Consider the following 16,156-nt stretch of genomic DNA (forward strand, 5'->3'; position numbering starts at 1 on the left):
GTTCCAAACCTTGTTGCGGACCGGCCGTCAGGCCGCCGCCACTCCACTGCCGATGACCCAGCGGACCAGCAGCACCAGCATCAAAACAAACAGGGCCGCGCCAAGCACGCCCGCAATGATCACGTGCACCGGGTTGAGCTTGGCCATGTCGTTCTCATGGTCCTTGCTCCGGCGCACGCCAAAAAAACTCCAGGCCACGGCCGAGATCGTCTGGGCGAACGAGGCCTTGCGGCCCACCGCTTCCTTCAGGTCACGACCGGCGTCGCTCACAGCGAGCCTCCGCCAGCCTTGGGCGCCTGGCCCACCTTGACCCCGCCTTTGCCCGCCACCTCGAAGAAGGTGTAAGACAGGGTGATGGTCTTCACGTCCCTGGGCAGCTTGGAGTCGACAACGAACACGACCGGCCACTGCTTGCTCTCGCCCGGCTTCAGGGTGTATTCGTTGAAGCAGAAGCATTCCAGCTTGTTGAAATGCGCCGCCGCCTGCATGGGCGCATAGCTCGGGATGGCCTGCGCGGACATGGTGCGGTTCTGCACGTTGCGGAACTCGTACATGACCTGGGTCAATTCGCCCGGGTGCACTGTCATGTGCCTCACGGCGGGCTTGAAATCCCAGGGGCCACGCGCGTTGGTGTCGAACTCAACCGTGATCTCGCGGCTGTAGTCGATCTGCCCGTTGCCGTTGTCGATGCCTTTATCAGCCAGCGCCGTCTGCCGCTCGGCGAGCGACAGCACATTGATGCCCAGCGCGTTGCAGATGGCCTTGTAGAACGGGACCATCGCGTAGCCGAAGCCGAACATCAGCGCCACGACGACGGCCAGCTTCACGAAGAGCTGGCGGTTGTCGCGATGCAATGCTGCGGCGAACGCGCTGAATTTCATCTCAGTGGCCAAACATCGTCATCTTCACGACGAAGCCGACGCCGAAGGCGATGGCCACCGTCAGCAGGATCAACCCCAGACGACGGTTGGCCTTGCGTTGCTCGGGCGTCATTGCGGCGCGACCTCAACCGATGATCTTGGTGGCCGAGGCGTCCAGCTTGGGCGGCTCTTCGAAGGTGTGGAACGGCGCCGGCGACGGCACTTCCCATTCCAGCCCTTCGGCGGCTTCCCACGGCTTCTGCGGGGCCTTCGGTCCCTTGCCGCGCATCATCGGGACGACGATGAACAGGAAGAAGTAGACCTGCGCAAAACCGAAAGCGAAGGCGCCAATCGACGCGAGAGCGTTGAAGTCGGCGAACTGCATCGGGTAGTCGGCATAGCGGCGCGGCATGCCGGCCAGGCCGAGGAAGTGCATCGGGAAGAAGGTGACGTTGAACGCGATCAACGACCACCAGAAGTGGATCTTGCCGCGCGTCTCGGAGTACATGACACCGGTCCACTTCGGGCCCCAGTAGTAGACGCCCGCGAACAGCGCGTACAAAGAGCCGGCCACCAGCACGTAATGGAAGTGGGCCACGACGTAATAGGTGTCCTGCAGCTGGATGTCGATGGGCGCCATCGCGAGGATGAGGCCGGTGAAGCCGCCCATCGTGAACACGAAGATGAAGCCGACAGCGAACAGCATCGGCGTCTCGAAGGTCATCGAGCCGCGCCACATCGTCGCCAGCCAGTTGAAGATCTTCACGCCCGTGGGCACCGCGATCAGCATGGTCGCGTACATGAAGAACAGCTGGCCCGTCACCGGCATGCCGGTGGCGAACATGTGGTGGGCCCACACGATGAAGGACAGGATGGCGATGGAGGCCGTGGCGTACACCATCGAGGCGTAGCCGAACAGGCGCTTGCGGGCGAAGGCCGGCACGATCTGGCTGATGATGCCGAAGGCCGGCAAGATCATGATGTAGACCTCGGGGTGGCCGAAGAACCAGAAGATGTGCTGGTACATCACCGGGTCGCCGCCGCCCGCGGGGTTGAAGAAGGCGGTACCGAAGTGGCGGTCCGTCAGCGTCATCGTGATGGCGCCGGCGAGCACGGGCATGACGGCGATCAGCAGATAGGCGGTGATGAGCCAGGTCCACGCGAACATCGGCATCTTCATCAGCGTCATGCCAGGGGCGCGCATGTTGAGGATGGTGACGATGATGTTGATGGAGCCCATGATGGACGAGGCGCCCATGATGTGCATCGCGAAGATGCCGGCGTCCATCGATGGGCCCATCTGCAGCGTCAGCGGTGCGTAGAGCGTCCAGCCGGCAGCAGGCGCGCCACCGGGCATGAAGAAGCTCGACACCAGCATGATGGCCGCCGGGATCAGCAGCCAGAAGCTGAAGTTGTTCATCCGCGCGAACGCCATGTCGCTGGCGCCGATCTGCAGCGGGATCATCCAGTTCGCGAAGCCCACGAAGGCCGGCATGATGGCGCCGAACACCATGATCAGACCGTGCATGGTCGTGAACTGGTTGAACAGCTCGGGGTTGAAGAACTGCAGACCTGGCTGGAACAGTTCGGCGCGGATGCACAGCGCCAGCACGCCGCCGACCATCAGCATCGCGAACGAGAACAGCAGGTACAGCGTGCCGATGTCCTTGTGGTTGGTCGCGAACACCCAGCGGCGCCAGCCGTGCGGGGCGTGATGGTCGTGGTGATCGTCGTGGGCGTGGTCGCCGGCGTGGCCACCGTGAACGCCGTGGGGGGGGAGCACTGCACTCATGTGATTTCCTCTGATTCGGCGTTCGGAATTACTTGCGGGCGGCGACCACTTCGGCCGGCTGCACCGTCTGGCCCGTCTTGTTGGACCAGCTGTTCTTCGTGTACGTGATCACGGCGGCGATCTCGGTGTCGCTGAGCTGCTTCCAGGACGGCATGCCCTTGTCCATGCGGCCGTTCAGCACGACGGCGACCTGGGCCAGCTTGTCCTCGGCGGTAACGACGGGCGAGCCGTCCAGCGGCTTGGCCGCGCCAGCACCCTTGCCGCTCGCGAGGTGGCAGGCCTGGCAGTTGGCGGTGTAGACCTTCTCGCCACGGGCGATGAGCGCGGCCTGCTCCCAGACCTTGCTCGGGTCGTCGGCCTTGGCGGCCATTTCCTTCTTCTTGCCATCCACCCACTTGGTGTAGTCCTCGGCGGACAGCACCTTCACGTGGATGGGCATGTAGGCGTGCTCCTTGCCACACAGCTCGACGCACTGGCCGTAGTAGTCGCCGACCTTCTCGGCCTTGAACCAGGTGTCGCGCACGAAGCCGGGGATGGCATCCTGCTTGATGCCGAAGGCCGGCAAGCCCCAGGAGTGGATGACGTCGTTGGCCGTCGTGATGATGCGGACCTTCTTGTCCACCGGCACGACCAGCGGGTTGTCGACCTTCAGCAGGTAGTTGTCGACCGCTTCGGGGTGACCCGAGTTGGACTGCTCGCGCTGGGCCATGTCCAGCGTGGACAGGAAGCCGATGCCTTCGCCCTCGCCCTTCAGGTAGTCGTAGCCCCACTTCCACTGGTAGCCGGTGGTCTTGATGGTGAGGTCGGCATTGGTCGTGTCCTTCATCGCGACCACGACCTTGGTGGCTGGCAGCGCCATGCCGATGACGATGAGGAAGGGCACCACGGTCCAGGCGATCTCGACTGCCACGCTTTCGTGGAAGTTGGCCGACACCGCGCCCTTGGATTTGCGGTGCTTGAAGATCGAATAGAACATCACGCCGAACACCGCCACGAAGATGACGAGGCAGACGATCAGCATGAAGTTGTGCAACCACATCTGGTCACGCGCGATGTTGGTCACCGGCTCGTGCAGATTCAGCTGATTGACGCCGGGACCGCCTTTGAGGTCGTTCACCGCGAAGGCCGAACCCGTTGCCAGGGCCGCTGCCACCACGGCAGCCCGCCGGGCCAAGCCGCGTGAGGCGCTATGCACTCGTGCGTTCATCATCGTCATGGTTGTCACTTGGTTCTTTGAAGAGCAGGACTTGCCGTCCGCCTCACAGGCCGGACCTGGGTGCCGCAAGGTCCGCGGACAGGACCGGGTTTGCCCTTGGCCCCCTTTGGCAGCCTGGAATCTTAGCCCAGGCCCCCTTCGCAACCGGGGGGTGACAGCCCCCGGGAATCACCTAGAAATCAGCCTCCGGAGCGGCCTTTGCGCAGGCTGGCACGCATCGCGTCGACGGAAACATGGGTCTCGGCCGCGACCGTCAGGCGGGGCGCGGCCTTGAAGGCGTGGCCGAAGACCAGCTCCAGCGTCAGCGCCAGCCGGCCGTCCGCGCCACGCAGCGTTTCCAGCTGCGCCGCGAGGTCGGCCCGCCAGCGCCGGCCGCGCAGGCCGGCAAAGCGCGCGGGGGCCAGGTTGCCTCCCAGCGCGCGCAGGTCGGCCAACAGGCTGTCGGGGTCGGCCCAGGTGAGGCGCAGCCGCTCCTGATCCATGACCGGGTCGGCGAAGCCGGCCTTCAGCACCAGGTCACCGATGTCGTGCATGTCCCACCAGTCCGGCGCCGGCCTGCCCCAGCCCGCGCGGGCGTACAGCGGGCGCAACTCGACGAAGCTGTCCGGCCCCAGGCACGAGAACATGACGAAGCCGCCGACGGCCAGGCTGGCTTGCCAATCGCCGAGCAGGCGCGGCAGCTCGACAGCGGCATGCAAGGCCATGTTGGACCACAGCAGTTCCACCTCAGGCCTGGCCGGCAGAACATCGACACGGCCACCGCCCGCCCCGCGCAGCTTCTGCCACCAGCTGGCCGAGCGCGCCGCCGCGGCGCGCTCGGCCAGCGCCGGATCGGACTCGTGCCACAGCATCTCGGCCTTGGGATAGGCCAGGCGCAGCGGCTCGGCGCTCGCGCCCAGCGCAGGCGATGCATCCAGCACGCGGGCCGGCTGCAGCTTGATGAGAGGCAGGCGCTCGGCCATGCGGCGCGCGACCTCGGCGTGCAGCCACGGCGGCTGCGCAGCGCGAGCGAGGCGGCGGGCCTGACGACGCAGCGCGGCATCATCAATATCCTGAGGCCGCGGCCCCTTGTTTGAAGTAGGGATCGATGCCGTCTCGCTCATGGGTCGGTCAGTATATTGACCCGATGCCCGACCGCTCCCTGGCGACGCCAAAGCCCGCACTCGTGGAACGAGTCCTGCTGCGCTGCGCCGGTCAATGCACGGTCTGCCGCACCTGGAGCGACCAGACCATCTGCGAGCACTGCCTGCAGCTCTACGCCCGCCCCCAGCCGCGCTGCTGGACCTGCGCGGCGCGGCTGCCACCGGAACTGACCGGCCGCCCGCGGCCGCAGTGCGGGCGTTGCCTTGTCGACGCGCCGCCGCTGGACCGCGCGGTGGCGGCACTGGACTACCGCTTCCCCTGGGATGGCCTGCTGCAGCACTTCAAGTACCACCAGGCGCTGGAGCTGCGCGAGAGCCTGCTGCAACGGCTGAACTCCGCGCTGGCGGCCGCCGAGGTCGATGCGCCCGACTGGCTGCTGCCGGTGCCGCTGTCGACCGAGCGTCTGCACGAGCGCGGCTACAACCAGGCGCACGAGCTGGCCAAGGCGCTGGCACGCCGGCGCGGCCTGCGCTGCGAGCCCGAGATGCTGCTGCGCGTGCGCCACAACGAACGCCAGGCCGGGCTCAAGCTGGAACAGCGCGTCGCCAACGTGCGCGGCGTCTTCGCCGTCGACCCGTTGAAGGCGGCGCAGCTGCGCGGCACCAACGTCGCGCTGCTGGACGACGTGATGACCAGCGGCGCCACGCTGTTCGAGCTGGCCCGCGTGCTGCTGCAGGCGGGGGCGATGACGGTGCAAGCCTGGGTCATTGCCCGAACTCCCGAGCCCGGCGACGAGTAGCGCCGCGGGATACTCCCGGCCGCATGTTCAACATCGTCCTTGTCCACCCCGAGATCCCGCCGAACACCGGCAACGTGATCCGTCTCGCCGCCAACACCGGCTGCGCACTGCACCTCATCGAGCCGCTGGGCTTCTCGATGGAGGACCGCCTGCTGCAGCGCGCCGGGCTGGACTATCACGAGTACGCCCGCGTGCAGCGGCATGCCGACTGGACCGCCTTCCTGGCCGCCGAATCGCCCGACCCGGCGCGCCTGTTCGCGTTCACGACGCGCGGCAGCCGGCCGCTCAGCGAGGTGGCCTGGCAGCCGGGCGACTGGTTCGTCTTCGGCAGCGAGACCGCCGGCCTGCCGCCCGCGCTGCGCGACGGCTTCCCGAACGCGCAGCGCGTGCGCCTGCCGATGCGCGAGGGCCAGCGCAGCCTCAATCTCAGCAACAGCGTGGCCGTCGCCGTGTTCGAGGCCTGGCGGCAGAACGACTACGCCGGAGGCGTTTGAATCACTCCGCCTTCGCGTCCCGGCTCATCAACCGCTCGACGGCCTCGCCCACCTTCAGCCGCCCTTCCAGCAGGGCCACCATGCCTTCGGTGATCGGCATCTCGACGCCGGCGGCCCGCGCCCGCGCCAGCACCGTCGGCGCGCTGTAGACACCTTCGGCCACATGGCCCAGCTGCGCCAGGATCTGCGGCAGCGCCAGCCCCTGCGCCAGCAGCAGGCCCACGCGCCGGTTGCGCGACAGATCCCCCGTGGCCGTCAGCACCAGATCACCCAGGCCCGACAGGCCCATGAAGGTCTCGACCTTGGCGCCGAGCGCGACACCCAGGCGCAGCATCTCGGCCAGCCCCCGCGTGATCAGCGCGGCACGGGCATTCAGGCCGGGCGCATCGGGCGATGAGCCCGACAGCCCGTCGCAGATGCCCACGGCGATGGCCATCACGTTCTTGACCGCGCCGCCCACCTCCACACCCACCGGGTCGCCCGACGTGTAGACGCGCAGCCGCTCGCCGTGAAAGGCGTCGACGGCGGCCTGCGCCAGCCCGGCGTCCTCGCTCGCGGCGACGAGCGCGGTCGGGCGGCCGGCGGCCACCTCCTGGGCAAAGCTGGGGCCCGACAGCACGCCCACGCGCATCGCCGGATTCAGCTCGCGCGCGATCTCGTGGCCCAGCCGGCCCGTGCCGGCCTCGAAGCCCTTGCACAACCACAGCACGCGCTGCGTCGACGGCAGCACGGCCAGCGTCTCGCGCAGGCCGGACATCGGTGTCGCGACGATGGTCAGCCCGTCGGCGGCGTGGACGACAGCCTCGTCGCGGTCGGCCGTCAGCCCGAGCGCCGCAGGCAACTCGCTGTCGGGCAGATAGGCCGCGTTGCGGCGCGTGGCGCGCATCTGCGCGACGGCGTCTGCGTCGCGGCCCCACAGGCGCACTTCATGGCCGGCGCGCGCGGCCTGGATGGCCAGGGCCGTGCCCCAGGCACCGGCACCGAGCACGCTGATCTTCATCGTCGTCATGCGCAGGAGTTTCACCCAAGAAAACAAAACGCCCCGCACTCGGCGGGGCGTCGTCAGTTCGGGAGCCGGATCAGTTGACCGCGGTGCTGCCCTGGGCGGCACGCTGTGCCTGCTGCGCCTCGAACATGGCCTGGAAGTTCACTTCGGTCAGCAGCACGGGCGGGAAACCGGCGCGGGTGCAGACGTCCGACACGATGGCGCGCAGGTAGGGGTAGACCATCTGCGGGCAGACGATGCCCAGGATGCCTTCGACCTGGTCCTGCGGCACGTTGCGGATCTCGAAGATGCCGGCCTGCTTGGCTTCCACGAGGAACAGCGTCTTGTCGCCGACCTTGGTGTTGACAGTGGCCGTCACGCAGACTTCGAAGATGCCGTCGGTGACGTTCTCGGCCGACAGCGTCAGGTTGATGTCGACCTGGGGCTGGGTCTGCTCCATCAGGATGTGAGGCGCGTTGGGCTGCTCCAGCGACAGATCCTTCAGGTACATGCGCTGGATCTGGAACACGGGGGTGCCTTCGGCGGCAGCTTGGATCTCGTCGGCCATGGAACTCTTTCGGCGGCAGTGTCAAACAAAAGCCCGCAGGCGGCGCGCTGCGGGCGGTGAGTGGATTATGGGCGAGGCCTCGTGACAGGCCGCCCGGGGCTTGCCCGGGCTTGAAATCAGGCCGGCCGAAAGGCGCTCAGGCGGCCTGCAGCAGCGGCATCAGACCGCCGCGCTGGTCCAGCGCGACGAGGTCGTCGCAGCCGCCCACGTGGGTGTCGCCGATGAAGATCTGCGGAACGGTGCGGCGGCCGGTCCTGTCCATCATGGCCTGGCGCTCGCCGGGATTAAGGTCCACGCGGATCTCTTCGATCTGCTCGACGCCGCGCTGCTTCAGCAGCATCTTGGCACGCACGCAGAACGGGCAGACCAGGGTGGTGTACATCTTCACGGTGGCCATGGCCAGACTTCCTTACGCGGTTTCTTTGAAACGGCTCACGCCGTCTTCTCGACCGGCAGGTTGGCTTCGCGCCAGGCCTTCAGGCCACCCGCCAGCACCTGGGCGTTTTCGTAGCCCAGCTTGCGAAGGATGCCTGCGGCGCGGCCGGCGCGTGCGCCGGTCGGGCACACCACCACGAGCGGCAGGGCCTTGTTGGAGGGCAGTTGCTTGTGGCCTTCAAGTTGGCCAAAGGGGATGTTTCGCGCCCCGACCGCGTGGCCCTTGGCGAACTCCTCGGGCTCGCTGACGTCGATCAGGACGCCCTTCTCGCGGTTGATCAGCTGCACCGCGGCAGCCGTGCCGACGGCCGCGCCCTGCGAGCCCGACACGATGAGCGGCCACAGCAGCATGCCACCCGAGGCGAGGGCAGCGAGGATCAGATACCAGTTCTGGAGCAGGAAGTTCAAGCAAGCATCCCGTGTGATTCAACGAAGCCGATCATTATCGCCGCAGCCGATAATCCGCCGCCTTCCACCACCTGTGCGCTGCTAGCCCATGTACAAGCTCGTCCTCATCCGCCACGGCGAATCGACCTGGAACCTGGAAAACCGCTTCACCGGCTGGACCGACGTGGACCTGACGCCCACCGGCGTGGAGCAGGCCAAGAGCGCCGGCCGCCTGCTGAAGGAAGCGGGCTACGACTTCGACATCGCCTACACGTCCGTGCTCAAGCGCGCCGTGTGGACGCTGTGGCACGCGCTGGACCAGATGGACCGCACCTGGCTGCCGGTCCGCCACGCCTGGCGCCTGAACGAGCGCCACTACGGCGGCCTGCAGGGCCTGAACAAGGCCGACATGGCCAAGCAGTACGGCGACGAGCAGGTGCTGATCTGGCGCCGCAGCTATGACACGCCGCCGCCGGCGCTGGAAGCGACCGACCCGCGCAGCGAGCGTGGCGACCGCCGCTACGCAGGCCTGAAGGAAGGCGAAGTGCCGCTGACCGAATGCCTGAAGGACACCGTCGCCCGCGTGCTGCCGTTCTGGAACGACACCATCGCGCCGACGATCAAGTCCGGCCAGCGCGTGCTGATCGCCGCCCACGGCAACAGCATCCGTGCGCTGGTCAAGTACCTGGACAACATCGCCGACGACGCCATCGTGGGCGTCAACATCCCCAACGGCATCCCGCTGGTCTACGAGCTCGACGAGAACCTGAAGCCGATCAAGAGCTACTACCTCGGCGACGCCGAAGCCGCGGCCAAGGCGGCCGCAGCCGTCGCGAACCAGGGCAAGGCCTGATCGTTCGACGGCGGCGGGCGCTTTCGTGATCCCGCCGCGCTTTGCCGCCAACCTCGACTGGCTCTACACGGAGCACGCCTACCTCGACCGCCCCACCGCCGCGCGGGCGGACGGCTTCGGCGCCGTAGAGCTGCAGCAGCCGCACCTGCACGATGCTGCCGCGCTGCAAACGTCGCTCACGGGCCTGCACGTCGTGCTGATGAACGCCCCGGCGGGCGACTGGGCGACCGGCGAACGCGGTTTCGCGGCGCTGCCCGGCCATGAGGCCCGCTTCCGTGACACCACGCTCCGCGGGCTGGACCTCGCCCACCGACTCGGCGCCGGACGCATTCACCTGCTGTCCGGCCTGGCGGAGGACAGCCCCGAGACGCGCGCGACCTGGCTGTCCAATCTCGACTGGGCGGCCGCGCAGTCGCCGCTGCCGCTGCTCGTCGAGCCCATCAATCACCGCGACATGCCCGGCTACTTCCTGCATCGGCAGGCGCAGGCGCTGGACCTGCTCGCCGCGCTCGGATCAGCGCGCGTGCAGCTGCAGCTGGACCTCTACCACTGCCGCGTTACCGAAGGCGAATCGCTGAGCCACCTGACCCGCGCGCTGGACCTCGGCGTGCTGGGCCATGTGCAAGTCGCCGGTGTCGATGGCCGCCACGAGCCGGCGGCCGGCGAGTACGCGGCCGAATCCGCACTGCTCGACGCGCGGAACTGGCCCGGCAGCATCGGCCTCGAATACCGGCCGCGTGCGGCCACCTCGGCTGGCCTGGGCTGGCTTACAGCCGCGCGCTGATCGCGCCGCGCAGCGCCTCGCCCAGCGCCCGCCGGTCCCGGCCGGCGACAGCCACACTGGGCAGGATCTGCACCTCGACCCCCAGCCCGCGGGCCGACGCGATGGCCCACAGGCTCTGCACCAACGTCGTGTCGCCGATGAAGCGCGCCGCGGTGCTGAAGCGTTCGCCGGGCTCGTGCCAGCGCAGCACCAGAGGTAGCACCGGCGCCTCCACCGAGATGGCTGCCTGCAACAGGTTGGCGTGGAAAGGCAGCAGTTCGGTGCCGGCGCCGGTCGTGCCTTCCGGGAAGACCGCCACGCAGTCGCCGGCCTGCAGCGCCGCCGCCGTCTGGTGCACGACGCGCAGCGCGTCGCGCTTGCTGGCGCGCTCGATGAACAGCGTGCCCACGCCTTCGACGAGCGCACCGACCAGCGGCCAGTGCTTCACGTCGGCCTTGGAGACGAAGCGCGCCTGCGGCAGCACCGCGTGCACGGCGGCGATGTCCAGCCACGAGATGTGGTTGGCCACCAGCAAATGTCCCGCCGGCAGCGCCGTACCCTCGGCCTTCAGCGTGATGCCGAGGATGCGCAGCGTCTTCAGCGACCACCACTGGACGAGCTGGTGCCGCTCGGCGGCGGGCAGCAGCTCGAAGCGGCGCTTGACGATCCACAGCCCGTGCAGCACATGCGGCACCAGCCGCAGCAGGCGCCAGACCGCGATCATTCAGCCTCGTAGGCGACGTGGCCGGCCACCAGCGTCGTGCGCACGCGCGCCGGCAGCTCGAAGCCCGTGCGTTCGAACGCGAACGGCGTGTGCTTGCCCTGGCTGGCAAGCCGCTCGGGCGTGACGGCCCAGCTGGCACCGGCGTCGAACACGCAGACGTCGGCGACGCCGCCTTCCACGAGGCGGCCGGCGCTCGCGGCCAGCGAACCCAGCGCGCTGCCCAGCACACGCACCGGCTCGGCGGTGACGACTGCCAGCGCGCGCGGCAGCGGCAGCTCGGCATCGCGGGCCCAGCGCAGCGCCAGGCTCAGCAGCAGCTCCAGGCCGGTCGCGCCGGGCGTGGCCTCGGCGAAGGGCACAGCCTTCTCGTCGCTGGTCACGGGCATGTGGTCGGACACGAGCGCGTCGAGGGTGCCGTCGGCCAGGCCCGTGCGCAGCGCGTCGCGGTCGCGGCCCTGGCGCAGCGGCGGCGTCAGCCGCATCGCGGAGTCGAAGTAGCCGATGTCCACGTCGCTCAGGTGCAGCGAGTTGATGGACACGTCCGCCGTCACCGGCAGGCCGTCGCGCTTGGCCGCGCGCACCAGCTCCACACCGGCGGCGCTGGACAGGCGGCAGAGGTGCACGCGGGCGCCGGTGGCACGCACCAGCTCGAAGATGGTGTGCAGCGCAATCGTCTCGGCACTGACCGGCACGCCGGACAGGCCCAGCCGCGTCGCCACCGGGCCGCTGGCGGCCACGCCACCGCCCAGCCAGGCGTCCTGCGGGCGCAGCCAGACGGTGTAGCCGTAGGTCGCGGCGTACTGCAGCGCGCGGCTCAGCACGACGGTGTCCTTGATCGGCACCTCGGCCTGCGAGAAGCCGATGCAGCCGGCCTCGGTCAGCTCGGCCATCTCGGTCAGCGCAGCACCGTCCAGCTGGCGCGTCAGCGCGCCGAGCGGGAACAGCCGGCAGCGGCTGAGCTTGCGGGCGCGGAACTTCAGCATCTCGACGAGGCCGGGCTCGTCCAGCACGGGGTCGGTGTCGGGCGGGCAGACCAGGCTGGTCACGCCGCCGGCCGCGGCCGCGGCGAGTTCGCTCTCTAGCAGGCCTTCGTGCTCGTGGCCGGGCTCGCGCAGGCGGGCGCACAGGTCCACGAGGCCGGGCGCGACGACGAGGCCGGTGGCATCCAATGTGCGCTCGGCGCTGAAGTCGCCGACTTCACCCAGCTTGACGATGCGGCCGTTGGCGATGGCGACGTCGCCGACGCGGTCGAGGTTGGAGGCCGGGTCGATGAGGCGACCGCCCTTGATGAGGATCTTCATGCTTCGTTCCCTGCGAGGATGGCCATGACAGCCATTCGGACAGCGATGCCGAATGTCACTTGAGGAAGGATCACGCTGCTCTTGCCGTCCGCCACCTCGGACGCGATCTCGACGCCGCGGTTGATGGGGCCGGGGTGCATGACGATGGCGTCGGGCTTGGCCAGCGCCAGCTTATCCGGCGTCAGGCCGAAGTGCTTGAAGAACTCGCCGCTGCTGGGCAGCATGCCGCCGTTCATGCGCTCGTTCTGCAGGCGCAGCATGATGACGACGTCAGCGTCCTTCACGCCCTCGGCCATGTCGTGGCAGACGCGCACGCCCATCTCGCGCAGGTCGCCCGGCACGAGCGTCTTCGGGCCGACAGCGCGGATCTCAGGCACGCCCAGGATGTTCAGCGCGTGGATGTCCGAGCGGGCCACGCGCGAGTGGACGATGTCGCCGACGATGGCCACCGTCAGGTTGCGGAAGTCCTTCTTGAAGTGCCGGATCGTGTACATGTCCAGCAGGCCCTGCGTCGGGTGCGCATGGCGGCCGTCGCCGGCATTCACGACGTGCACGTGTGGCGCGCAGTGCTGGGCGATCAGGTGCGGCGCGCCGCTCTCGCTGTGGCGCACGACGAACATGTCGGCGTGCATCGCGCTGAGGTTGGCCACCGTGTCCAGCAGCGTCTCGCCCTTGGCGGTGGAGCTGCGCGCGATGTCGAGGTTGATGACGTCGGCGGACAGGCGCTTGGCGGCGATCTCGAAGGTGGTGCGGGTGCGGGTGCTGTTCTCGAAGAACAGGTTGAACACCGACTTGCCGCGCAGCAGCGGCACCTTCTTGACCTCGCGGTCGTTGACGGACAGGAAGCTGCCGGCGGTGTCCAGGATCTGCTCGATGACCGCGCGCGGCAGGCCTTCGATGGACAGCAGGTGGATCAGCTCGCCATGCTTATTGAGTTGAGGGTTGCGTTTGCTGAGCATCACTTCACCTCGAAGCTGAAAGCGCCGGCCTCGTCGCGGGCCAGACGCAGGCTCTGCTCGGCAGACAGCGTCACGCGCGCCGCAGAGAACGCCGGCTCGATGGGCAGCTGGCGCCCGCCGCGGTCCACCAGCACGGCCAGCTGCACGCTGGCCGGGCGACCGAAGTCGAACAGCTCGTTGAGCACGGCGCGCGTCGTGCGGCCGGTGTAGAGCACGTCGTCGATCAGCAGGATGTCGCGGCCGTTGACCTCGAAGGGCAGCTTGGTGTGATCGGCCTTGGCCATGCCGCGCGAGCCGAAGTCGTCGCGGTGCATCGCGCTGGAGATGGTGCCGGCCGCCACGCCGAGGTCGGCCGCCAGCCGCTCGGCCAGCCAGGCGCCGCCGCTCCAGATGCCGACAAGGGCGGTGTCCGGCGTCAGCAGTCGCTGCACGCCTTTCTTGAGCTCGAGGTACAGGGCCTCGGCATCCAGCTTGAGGTCGCTCATGGATGTTCTCTGAAAAATTGTTCGAGGATCAGGGCGGCGGCGGCGGCGTCGACGTCGTGCGCGCCTTCGGCTTCGGCTTCGACGCTGGTGTAGCGCTCGTCCACCTCGAAGACCGGCAGGTGGTAGCGCCCGGAAAGGCGCCGGCCGAAGTTCTGCGCCTTGGCGGTCATCTCGTGCGGCGTGCCATCGGGGTGGCGCGGCACGCCGATGACGAGGGCGTCGGGCTGCCAGGTCTGGATGAGGGCGGCGATGGCGTCGAAGTCGCCGCCCTTGATGGTGCCGCGCGGCTCGCCCGCGCCCAGCAGCCGCGTGCCGCTGGCCACGCCGATGCGGCGGGTGCCGAAATCAAAAGCGAGAAAGGATTGAAGCGTCGGCGCTGAAGCGTCGCGCTTCATCAGGCGTGCCCCGCGTCAGAGCTGAGCATGCGCGGGTCGATGCCCAGCAGGCCCAGGGCCTTCTCGTAGCGCTGCTCGACCGGCGTGTCGAAGATGATGGCCGGCGAGGCGTCCACCGTCAGCCAGCCGTTGCGGCCGATCTCTTCCTCCAGCTGACCCGCGGCCCAGCCGCTGTAGCCCAGCGTGACGAGCAGCTTCTTGGGGCCGGCGCCGTTGGACAGCGCCTCCAGCACGTCGCGGCTGGTGGTCATCTCCAGGCCGCCGGGCACGGCCAGCGTCGCGTTGTAGTGGCCGCCTGCCTCGTCCAGCGGCTCATGCAGCACGAAGCCGCGGTCCGTCTGCACCGGACCGCCGTAGAAGACCGGCGTCTCGGCCAGCGGGTCGCTGGGCGGGCTGAGCTCGACCTTCTCGAACAGCGTGCCCAGCGTCAGCGAGATGGGTTTGTTGATGACCAGGCCCAGCGCGCCGTTGTCGTTGTGCTCGCAGAGGTAGACGACCGTCCCCGCGAAGGCCTCGTCGGCCATGCCCGGCATGGCGATGAGGAATTGATTGGTCAGGACGATCCGGTCGGCGGGCATGGAAGGCATTTTATTCTGTGGGTATGAATTCCCCTTCCAAGCCGGTCGACCGTGCGCTCGTCTGGTTCCGCCGCGACCTGCGCGTGGACGACCACGCGGCGCTGTACCACGCGCTGCGCAGCGCCAGACAGGTGTTCTGCGCCTTCGTGCTGGACCGCGACATCCTCGACGCCCTGCCCCGCGCAGACCGGCGCGTCGAGTTCATCCTCGGCGCGCTGCGGGTGCTGGACGACGACCTGCGCCGGCTGGGCGGCGCGCTGGTCGTGCGGCACGGCGCGGCAGCCGACGAGATCCCGAGGCTGGCTGCCGAGCTGGGCGTGCAGGCCGTGTTCGCCAACCACGACGACGAGCCGGCCGCGCTGGCGCGCGACGCGCGGGTGGCGGACCGGCTGAAATCGTCCGGCTGCGAGCTGCGCACGTTCAAGGACCACGTCATCTTCGAGCGCCGCGAGGTCATGACGGCCACCGGCGGCGCCTACGGCGTGTTCACGCCCTACAAGAACGCCTGGCTGCGCAAGGTGGATGCGTTCTACCTGAGCAGCTACCCGGTCGAGCGGCACGCCACCGCGCTGGCGCCGACGCCGCTGGCCACCGGCGTGCCGGCGCTGGCGGACATCGGCTTCCAGCCTGCCGGGCTGATCGCGCACGTCGGCCAGGGCAGCCGTGGTGCCGAGGCGCTGCTGGACGACTTCCTCGACCGCATCGCCGACTACGGCGACAAGCGCGACTTCCCGGCCGTCAAGGGCCCCAGCTACCTCAGCGTGCACCTGCGCTTCGGCACCGTGTCCATCCGCCGGCTCGCGCGCCTGGCCCACCAGCGGATGCAGGGGGGCGACCGCGGCGCCGAAGTCTGGCTGTCGGAGCTGATCTGGCGCGACTTCTATCACCAGGTCATGCACCACCACCCGCATGCAATGACGGCCGCCTTCCGGCCCGAGTACGACGCGATCCAGTGGGAGACGGGCGAGCACGCCGACACGCTCCTCAAAGCCTGGCGCGAGGGCCGCACGGGCTTCCCGCTGGTTGACGCCGCGATGCGCCAGCTCCACCAGACCGGCTACATGCACAACCGGCTGCGCATGGTGACGGCCAGCTTCCTGACCAAGGACCTGGGGCTGGACTGGCGCCGCGGCGAGGCCTGGTTCGCCCAGCAGCTGCTGGACTTCGACCTCGCCGCCAACAACGGCGGCTGGCAGTGGGCCAGCAGCAGCGGCTGCGACGCCCAGCCCTATTTCCGCATCTTCAACCCCACCGCGCAGAGCGAGAAGTTCGACGCCGACGGCCGCTTCATCCGCCGCTACTGCCCGGAACTGGCGGCGCTGGACAACAAGGCCATCCATGCGCCGTGGGACCGCGCGCCGCTGGCCATGCAGGGGGTGGACTACCCGCGCCCGGTCGTCGACCACGCCATCGCCCGCGAACGCACGCTGGCGCGTTACGCCGTCGTCAAGAGCCGGAAGATCTGATGTCGGCAAGCGG

At 68.7% G+C, this 16,156-nt stretch carries 21 protein-coding genes; 5 read left to right on the forward strand and 16 right to left on the reverse strand.

The features are described 5' to 3' along the window. Positions 1-27 precede the first annotated feature (27 nt). From ACG04R_RS12230 to ACG04R_RS12255, 6 genes are all read right to left on the reverse strand, one after another. Positions 28-270: a DUF2970 domain-containing protein gene (locus ACG04R_RS12230; protein ID WP_394410310.1), complete on the reverse strand. Its 243-nt coding sequence runs from the start codon at positions 268-270 to the stop codon at positions 28-30. Beyond that, complete coding sequence (locus tag ACG04R_RS12235) at positions 267-881, reverse strand: cytochrome c oxidase assembly protein (protein WP_394410313.1); 615 nt, start codon at positions 879-881, stop codon at positions 267-269. Before ACG04R_RS12235 ends, ACG04R_RS12230 begins: the two co-directional genes overlap by 4 nt. Before the next feature lies 1 nt (position 882). After that, positions 883-993 carry a cytochrome oxidase small assembly protein gene (locus ACG04R_RS12240; protein WP_394410316.1) on the reverse strand — a complete coding sequence of 37 codons (111 nt, stop codon included), beginning with the start codon at positions 991-993 and terminating at the stop codon, positions 883-885. A gap of 12 nt (positions 994-1,005) precedes the next feature. Continuing rightward, positions 1,006-2,652 carry a cytochrome c oxidase subunit I gene (gene ctaD / locus ACG04R_RS12245; protein WP_394410320.1) on the reverse strand — a complete coding sequence of 549 codons (1,647 nt, stop codon included), beginning with the start codon at positions 2,650-2,652 and terminating at the stop codon, positions 1,006-1,008. 28 nt (positions 2,653-2,680) lie between these two features. After that, positions 2,681-3,862 carry a cytochrome c oxidase subunit II gene (coxB, locus tag ACG04R_RS12250; protein ID WP_394410898.1) on the reverse strand — a complete coding sequence of 394 codons (1,182 nt, stop codon included), beginning with the start codon at positions 3,860-3,862 and terminating at the stop codon, positions 2,681-2,683. A gap of 185 nt (positions 3,863-4,047) precedes the next feature. Next, the gene (locus tag ACG04R_RS12255; RefSeq protein ID WP_394410324.1) at positions 4,048-4,971 is read right to left on the reverse strand and encodes a biotin synthase; all 924 of its coding nucleotides are present in this window, start codon (positions 4,969-4,971) and stop codon (positions 4,048-4,050) included. A gap of 23 nt (positions 4,972-4,994) precedes the next feature. Between ACG04R_RS12255 and ACG04R_RS12260 the strand changes: the two genes are divergently transcribed. Together ACG04R_RS12260 and trmL are read left to right on the forward strand one after the other, a co-directional pair. Further along, positions 4,995-5,750 (forward strand): ComF family protein, encoded by a 756-nt coding sequence (locus ACG04R_RS12260; RefSeq protein WP_394410327.1) that lies wholly within the window; start codon positions 4,995-4,997, stop codon positions 5,748-5,750. A 23-nt stretch (positions 5,751-5,773) separates the two neighbouring features. Continuing rightward, positions 5,774-6,244: a tRNA (uridine(34)/cytosine(34)/5-carboxymethylaminomethyluridine(34)-2'-O)-methyltransferase TrmL gene (gene trmL, locus ACG04R_RS12265; protein ID WP_394410331.1), complete on the forward strand. Its 471-nt coding sequence runs from the start codon at positions 5,774-5,776 to the stop codon at positions 6,242-6,244. Between the two features lies 1 nt (position 6,245). On the opposite strand, the gene ACG04R_RS12270 is transcribed toward trmL, so the two are convergent. The 4 genes from ACG04R_RS12270 to ACG04R_RS12285 form a co-directional block, all read right to left on the reverse strand. Further along, positions 6,246-7,244 (reverse strand): NAD(P)H-dependent glycerol-3-phosphate dehydrogenase, encoded by a 999-nt coding sequence (locus ACG04R_RS12270; protein ID WP_394410901.1) that lies wholly within the window; start codon positions 7,242-7,244, stop codon positions 6,246-6,248. A 79-nt stretch (positions 7,245-7,323) separates the two neighbouring features. Then, a complete protein-coding gene (secB, locus tag ACG04R_RS12275) occupies positions 7,324-7,797 on the reverse strand; it encodes a protein-export chaperone SecB (RefSeq protein WP_394410334.1) in 474 nt (157 codons plus the stop codon). 136 nt (positions 7,798-7,933) lie between these two features. Continuing rightward, the gene (gene grxC / locus ACG04R_RS12280; protein ID WP_394410337.1) at positions 7,934-8,194 is read right to left on the reverse strand and encodes a glutaredoxin 3; all 261 of its coding nucleotides are present in this window, start codon (positions 8,192-8,194) and stop codon (positions 7,934-7,936) included. Between the two features lie 35 nt (positions 8,195-8,229). Continuing rightward, on the reverse strand, positions 8,230-8,640 hold the full coding sequence (locus ACG04R_RS12285) for a rhodanese-like domain-containing protein (protein WP_394410340.1): 411 nt from the start codon (positions 8,638-8,640) through the stop codon (positions 8,230-8,232). A gap of 88 nt (positions 8,641-8,728) precedes the next feature. Here ACG04R_RS12285 and gpmA point away from each other — a divergent pair, with 88 nt between their 5' ends. Continuing rightward, positions 8,729-9,472, forward strand: coding sequence for a 2,3-diphosphoglycerate-dependent phosphoglycerate mutase (gene gpmA / locus ACG04R_RS12290; protein ID WP_394410343.1), 744 nt, complete (start codon positions 8,729-8,731; stop codon positions 9,470-9,472). Positions 9,473-9,497: 25 nt separating this feature from the next. Beyond that, entirely contained in the window at positions 9,498-10,256 is a 759-nt protein-coding gene (locus ACG04R_RS12295) for a hydroxypyruvate isomerase family protein (RefSeq protein ID WP_394410346.1), read from the forward strand. Here ACG04R_RS12295 and ACG04R_RS12300 read toward each other — a convergent pair. The 6 genes from ACG04R_RS12300 to ACG04R_RS12325 are packed head-to-tail and all read right to left on the reverse strand — an operon-like array spanning position 10,240 to position 14,686. Then, positions 10,240-10,959 (reverse strand): lysophospholipid acyltransferase family protein, encoded by a 720-nt coding sequence (locus ACG04R_RS12300; RefSeq protein ID WP_394410349.1) that lies wholly within the window; start codon positions 10,957-10,959, stop codon positions 10,240-10,242. The genes ACG04R_RS12295 and ACG04R_RS12300 overlap by 17 nt on opposite strands. Then, on the reverse strand, positions 10,956-12,260 hold the full coding sequence (locus tag ACG04R_RS12305; RefSeq protein ID WP_394410352.1) for a dihydroorotase: 1,305 nt from the start codon (positions 12,258-12,260) through the stop codon (positions 10,956-10,958). Before ACG04R_RS12305 ends, ACG04R_RS12300 begins: the two co-directional genes overlap by 4 nt. Beyond that, a complete protein-coding gene (locus ACG04R_RS12310) occupies positions 12,257-13,219 on the reverse strand; it encodes an aspartate carbamoyltransferase catalytic subunit (RefSeq protein WP_394410355.1) in 963 nt (320 codons plus the stop codon). Before ACG04R_RS12310 ends, ACG04R_RS12305 begins: the two co-directional genes overlap by 4 nt. Further along, on the reverse strand, positions 13,219-13,704 hold the full coding sequence (pyrR, locus tag ACG04R_RS12315) for a bifunctional pyr operon transcriptional regulator/uracil phosphoribosyltransferase PyrR (protein WP_394410358.1): 486 nt from the start codon (positions 13,702-13,704) through the stop codon (positions 13,219-13,221). The genes ACG04R_RS12310 and pyrR overlap by 1 nt, the downstream gene beginning before the upstream one ends. Further along, entirely contained in the window at positions 13,701-14,099 is a 399-nt protein-coding gene (gene ruvX, locus ACG04R_RS12320) for a Holliday junction resolvase RuvX (protein WP_394410361.1), read from the reverse strand. The genes pyrR and ruvX overlap by 4 nt, the downstream gene beginning before the upstream one ends. After that, the gene (locus tag ACG04R_RS12325) at positions 14,099-14,686 is read right to left on the reverse strand and encodes a YqgE/AlgH family protein (protein WP_394410364.1); all 588 of its coding nucleotides are present in this window, start codon (positions 14,684-14,686) and stop codon (positions 14,099-14,101) included. Before ACG04R_RS12325 ends, ruvX begins: the two co-directional genes overlap by 1 nt. Before the next feature lie 14 nt (positions 14,687-14,700). Here ACG04R_RS12325 and ACG04R_RS12330 point away from each other — a divergent pair, with 14 nt between their 5' ends. Then, positions 14,701-16,143 carry a cryptochrome/photolyase family protein gene (locus tag ACG04R_RS12330; RefSeq protein ID WP_394410367.1) on the forward strand — a complete coding sequence of 481 codons (1,443 nt, stop codon included), beginning with the start codon at positions 14,701-14,703 and terminating at the stop codon, positions 16,141-16,143. Positions 16,144-16,156 lie beyond the last annotated feature (13 nt).

The organism is Pelomonas candidula, from assembly GCF_043555985.1.
Taxonomy (GTDB): Bacteria; Pseudomonadota; Gammaproteobacteria; order Burkholderiales; family Burkholderiaceae_C; genus Pelomonas; species Pelomonas candidula.

Coding starts and splice junctions, on each gene's coding strand:
- ACG04R_RS12330 (WP_394410367.1), top strand. CDS start 14,701: ATGAATTCCCCTTCCAAGCCGGTCGACCGTGCGCTCGTCTGGTTCCGC.
- ACG04R_RS12305 (WP_394410352.1), bottom strand. CDS start 12,260: ATGAAGATCCTCATCAAGGGCGGTCGCCTCATCGACCCGGCCTCCAAC.
- ACG04R_RS12255 (WP_394410324.1), bottom strand. CDS start 4,971: ATGAGCGAGACGGCATCGATCCCTACTTCAAACAAGGGGCCGCGGCCT.
- ACG04R_RS12270 (WP_394410901.1), bottom strand. CDS start 7,244: ATGAAGATCAGCGTGCTCGGTGCCGGTGCCTGGGGCACGGCCCTGGCC.
- grxC (WP_394410337.1), bottom strand. CDS start 8,194: ATGGCCACCGTGAAGATGTACACCACCCTGGTCTGCCCGTTCTGCGTG.
- secB (WP_394410334.1), bottom strand. CDS start 7,797: ATGGCCGACGAGATCCAAGCTGCCGCCGAAGGCACCCCCGTGTTCCAG.
- ACG04R_RS12260 (WP_394410327.1), top strand. CDS start 4,995: ATGCCCGACCGCTCCCTGGCGACGCCAAAGCCCGCACTCGTGGAACGA.
- ctaD (WP_394410320.1), bottom strand. CDS start 2,652: ATGAGTGCAGTGCTCCCCCCCCACGGCGTTCACGGTGGCCACGCCGGC.
- ruvX (WP_394410361.1), bottom strand. CDS start 14,099: ATGAAGCGCGACGCTTCAGCGCCGACGCTTCAATCCTTTCTCGCTTTT.
- ACG04R_RS12300 (WP_394410349.1), bottom strand. CDS start 10,959: ATGATCGCGGTCTGGCGCCTGCTGCGGCTGGTGCCGCATGTGCTGCAC.
- gpmA (WP_394410343.1), top strand. CDS start 8,729: ATGTACAAGCTCGTCCTCATCCGCCACGGCGAATCGACCTGGAACCTG.
- ACG04R_RS12235 (WP_394410313.1), bottom strand. CDS start 881: ATGAAATTCAGCGCGTTCGCCGCAGCATTGCATCGCGACAACCGCCAG.
- ACG04R_RS12325 (WP_394410364.1), bottom strand. CDS start 14,686: ATGCCTTCCATGCCCGCCGACCGGATCGTCCTGACCAATCAATTCCTC.
- coxB (WP_394410898.1), bottom strand. CDS start 3,862: ATGATGAACGCACGAGTGCATAGCGCCTCACGCGGCTTGGCCCGGCGG.
- pyrR (WP_394410358.1), bottom strand. CDS start 13,704: ATGAGCGACCTCAAGCTGGATGCCGAGGCCCTGTACCTCGAGCTCAAG.
- trmL (WP_394410331.1), top strand. CDS start 5,774: ATGTTCAACATCGTCCTTGTCCACCCCGAGATCCCGCCGAACACCGGC.
- ACG04R_RS12310 (WP_394410355.1), bottom strand. CDS start 13,219: ATGCTCAGCAAACGCAACCCTCAACTCAATAAGCATGGCGAGCTGATC.
- ACG04R_RS12240 (WP_394410316.1), bottom strand. CDS start 993: ATGACGCCCGAGCAACGCAAGGCCAACCGTCGTCTGGGGTTGATCCTG.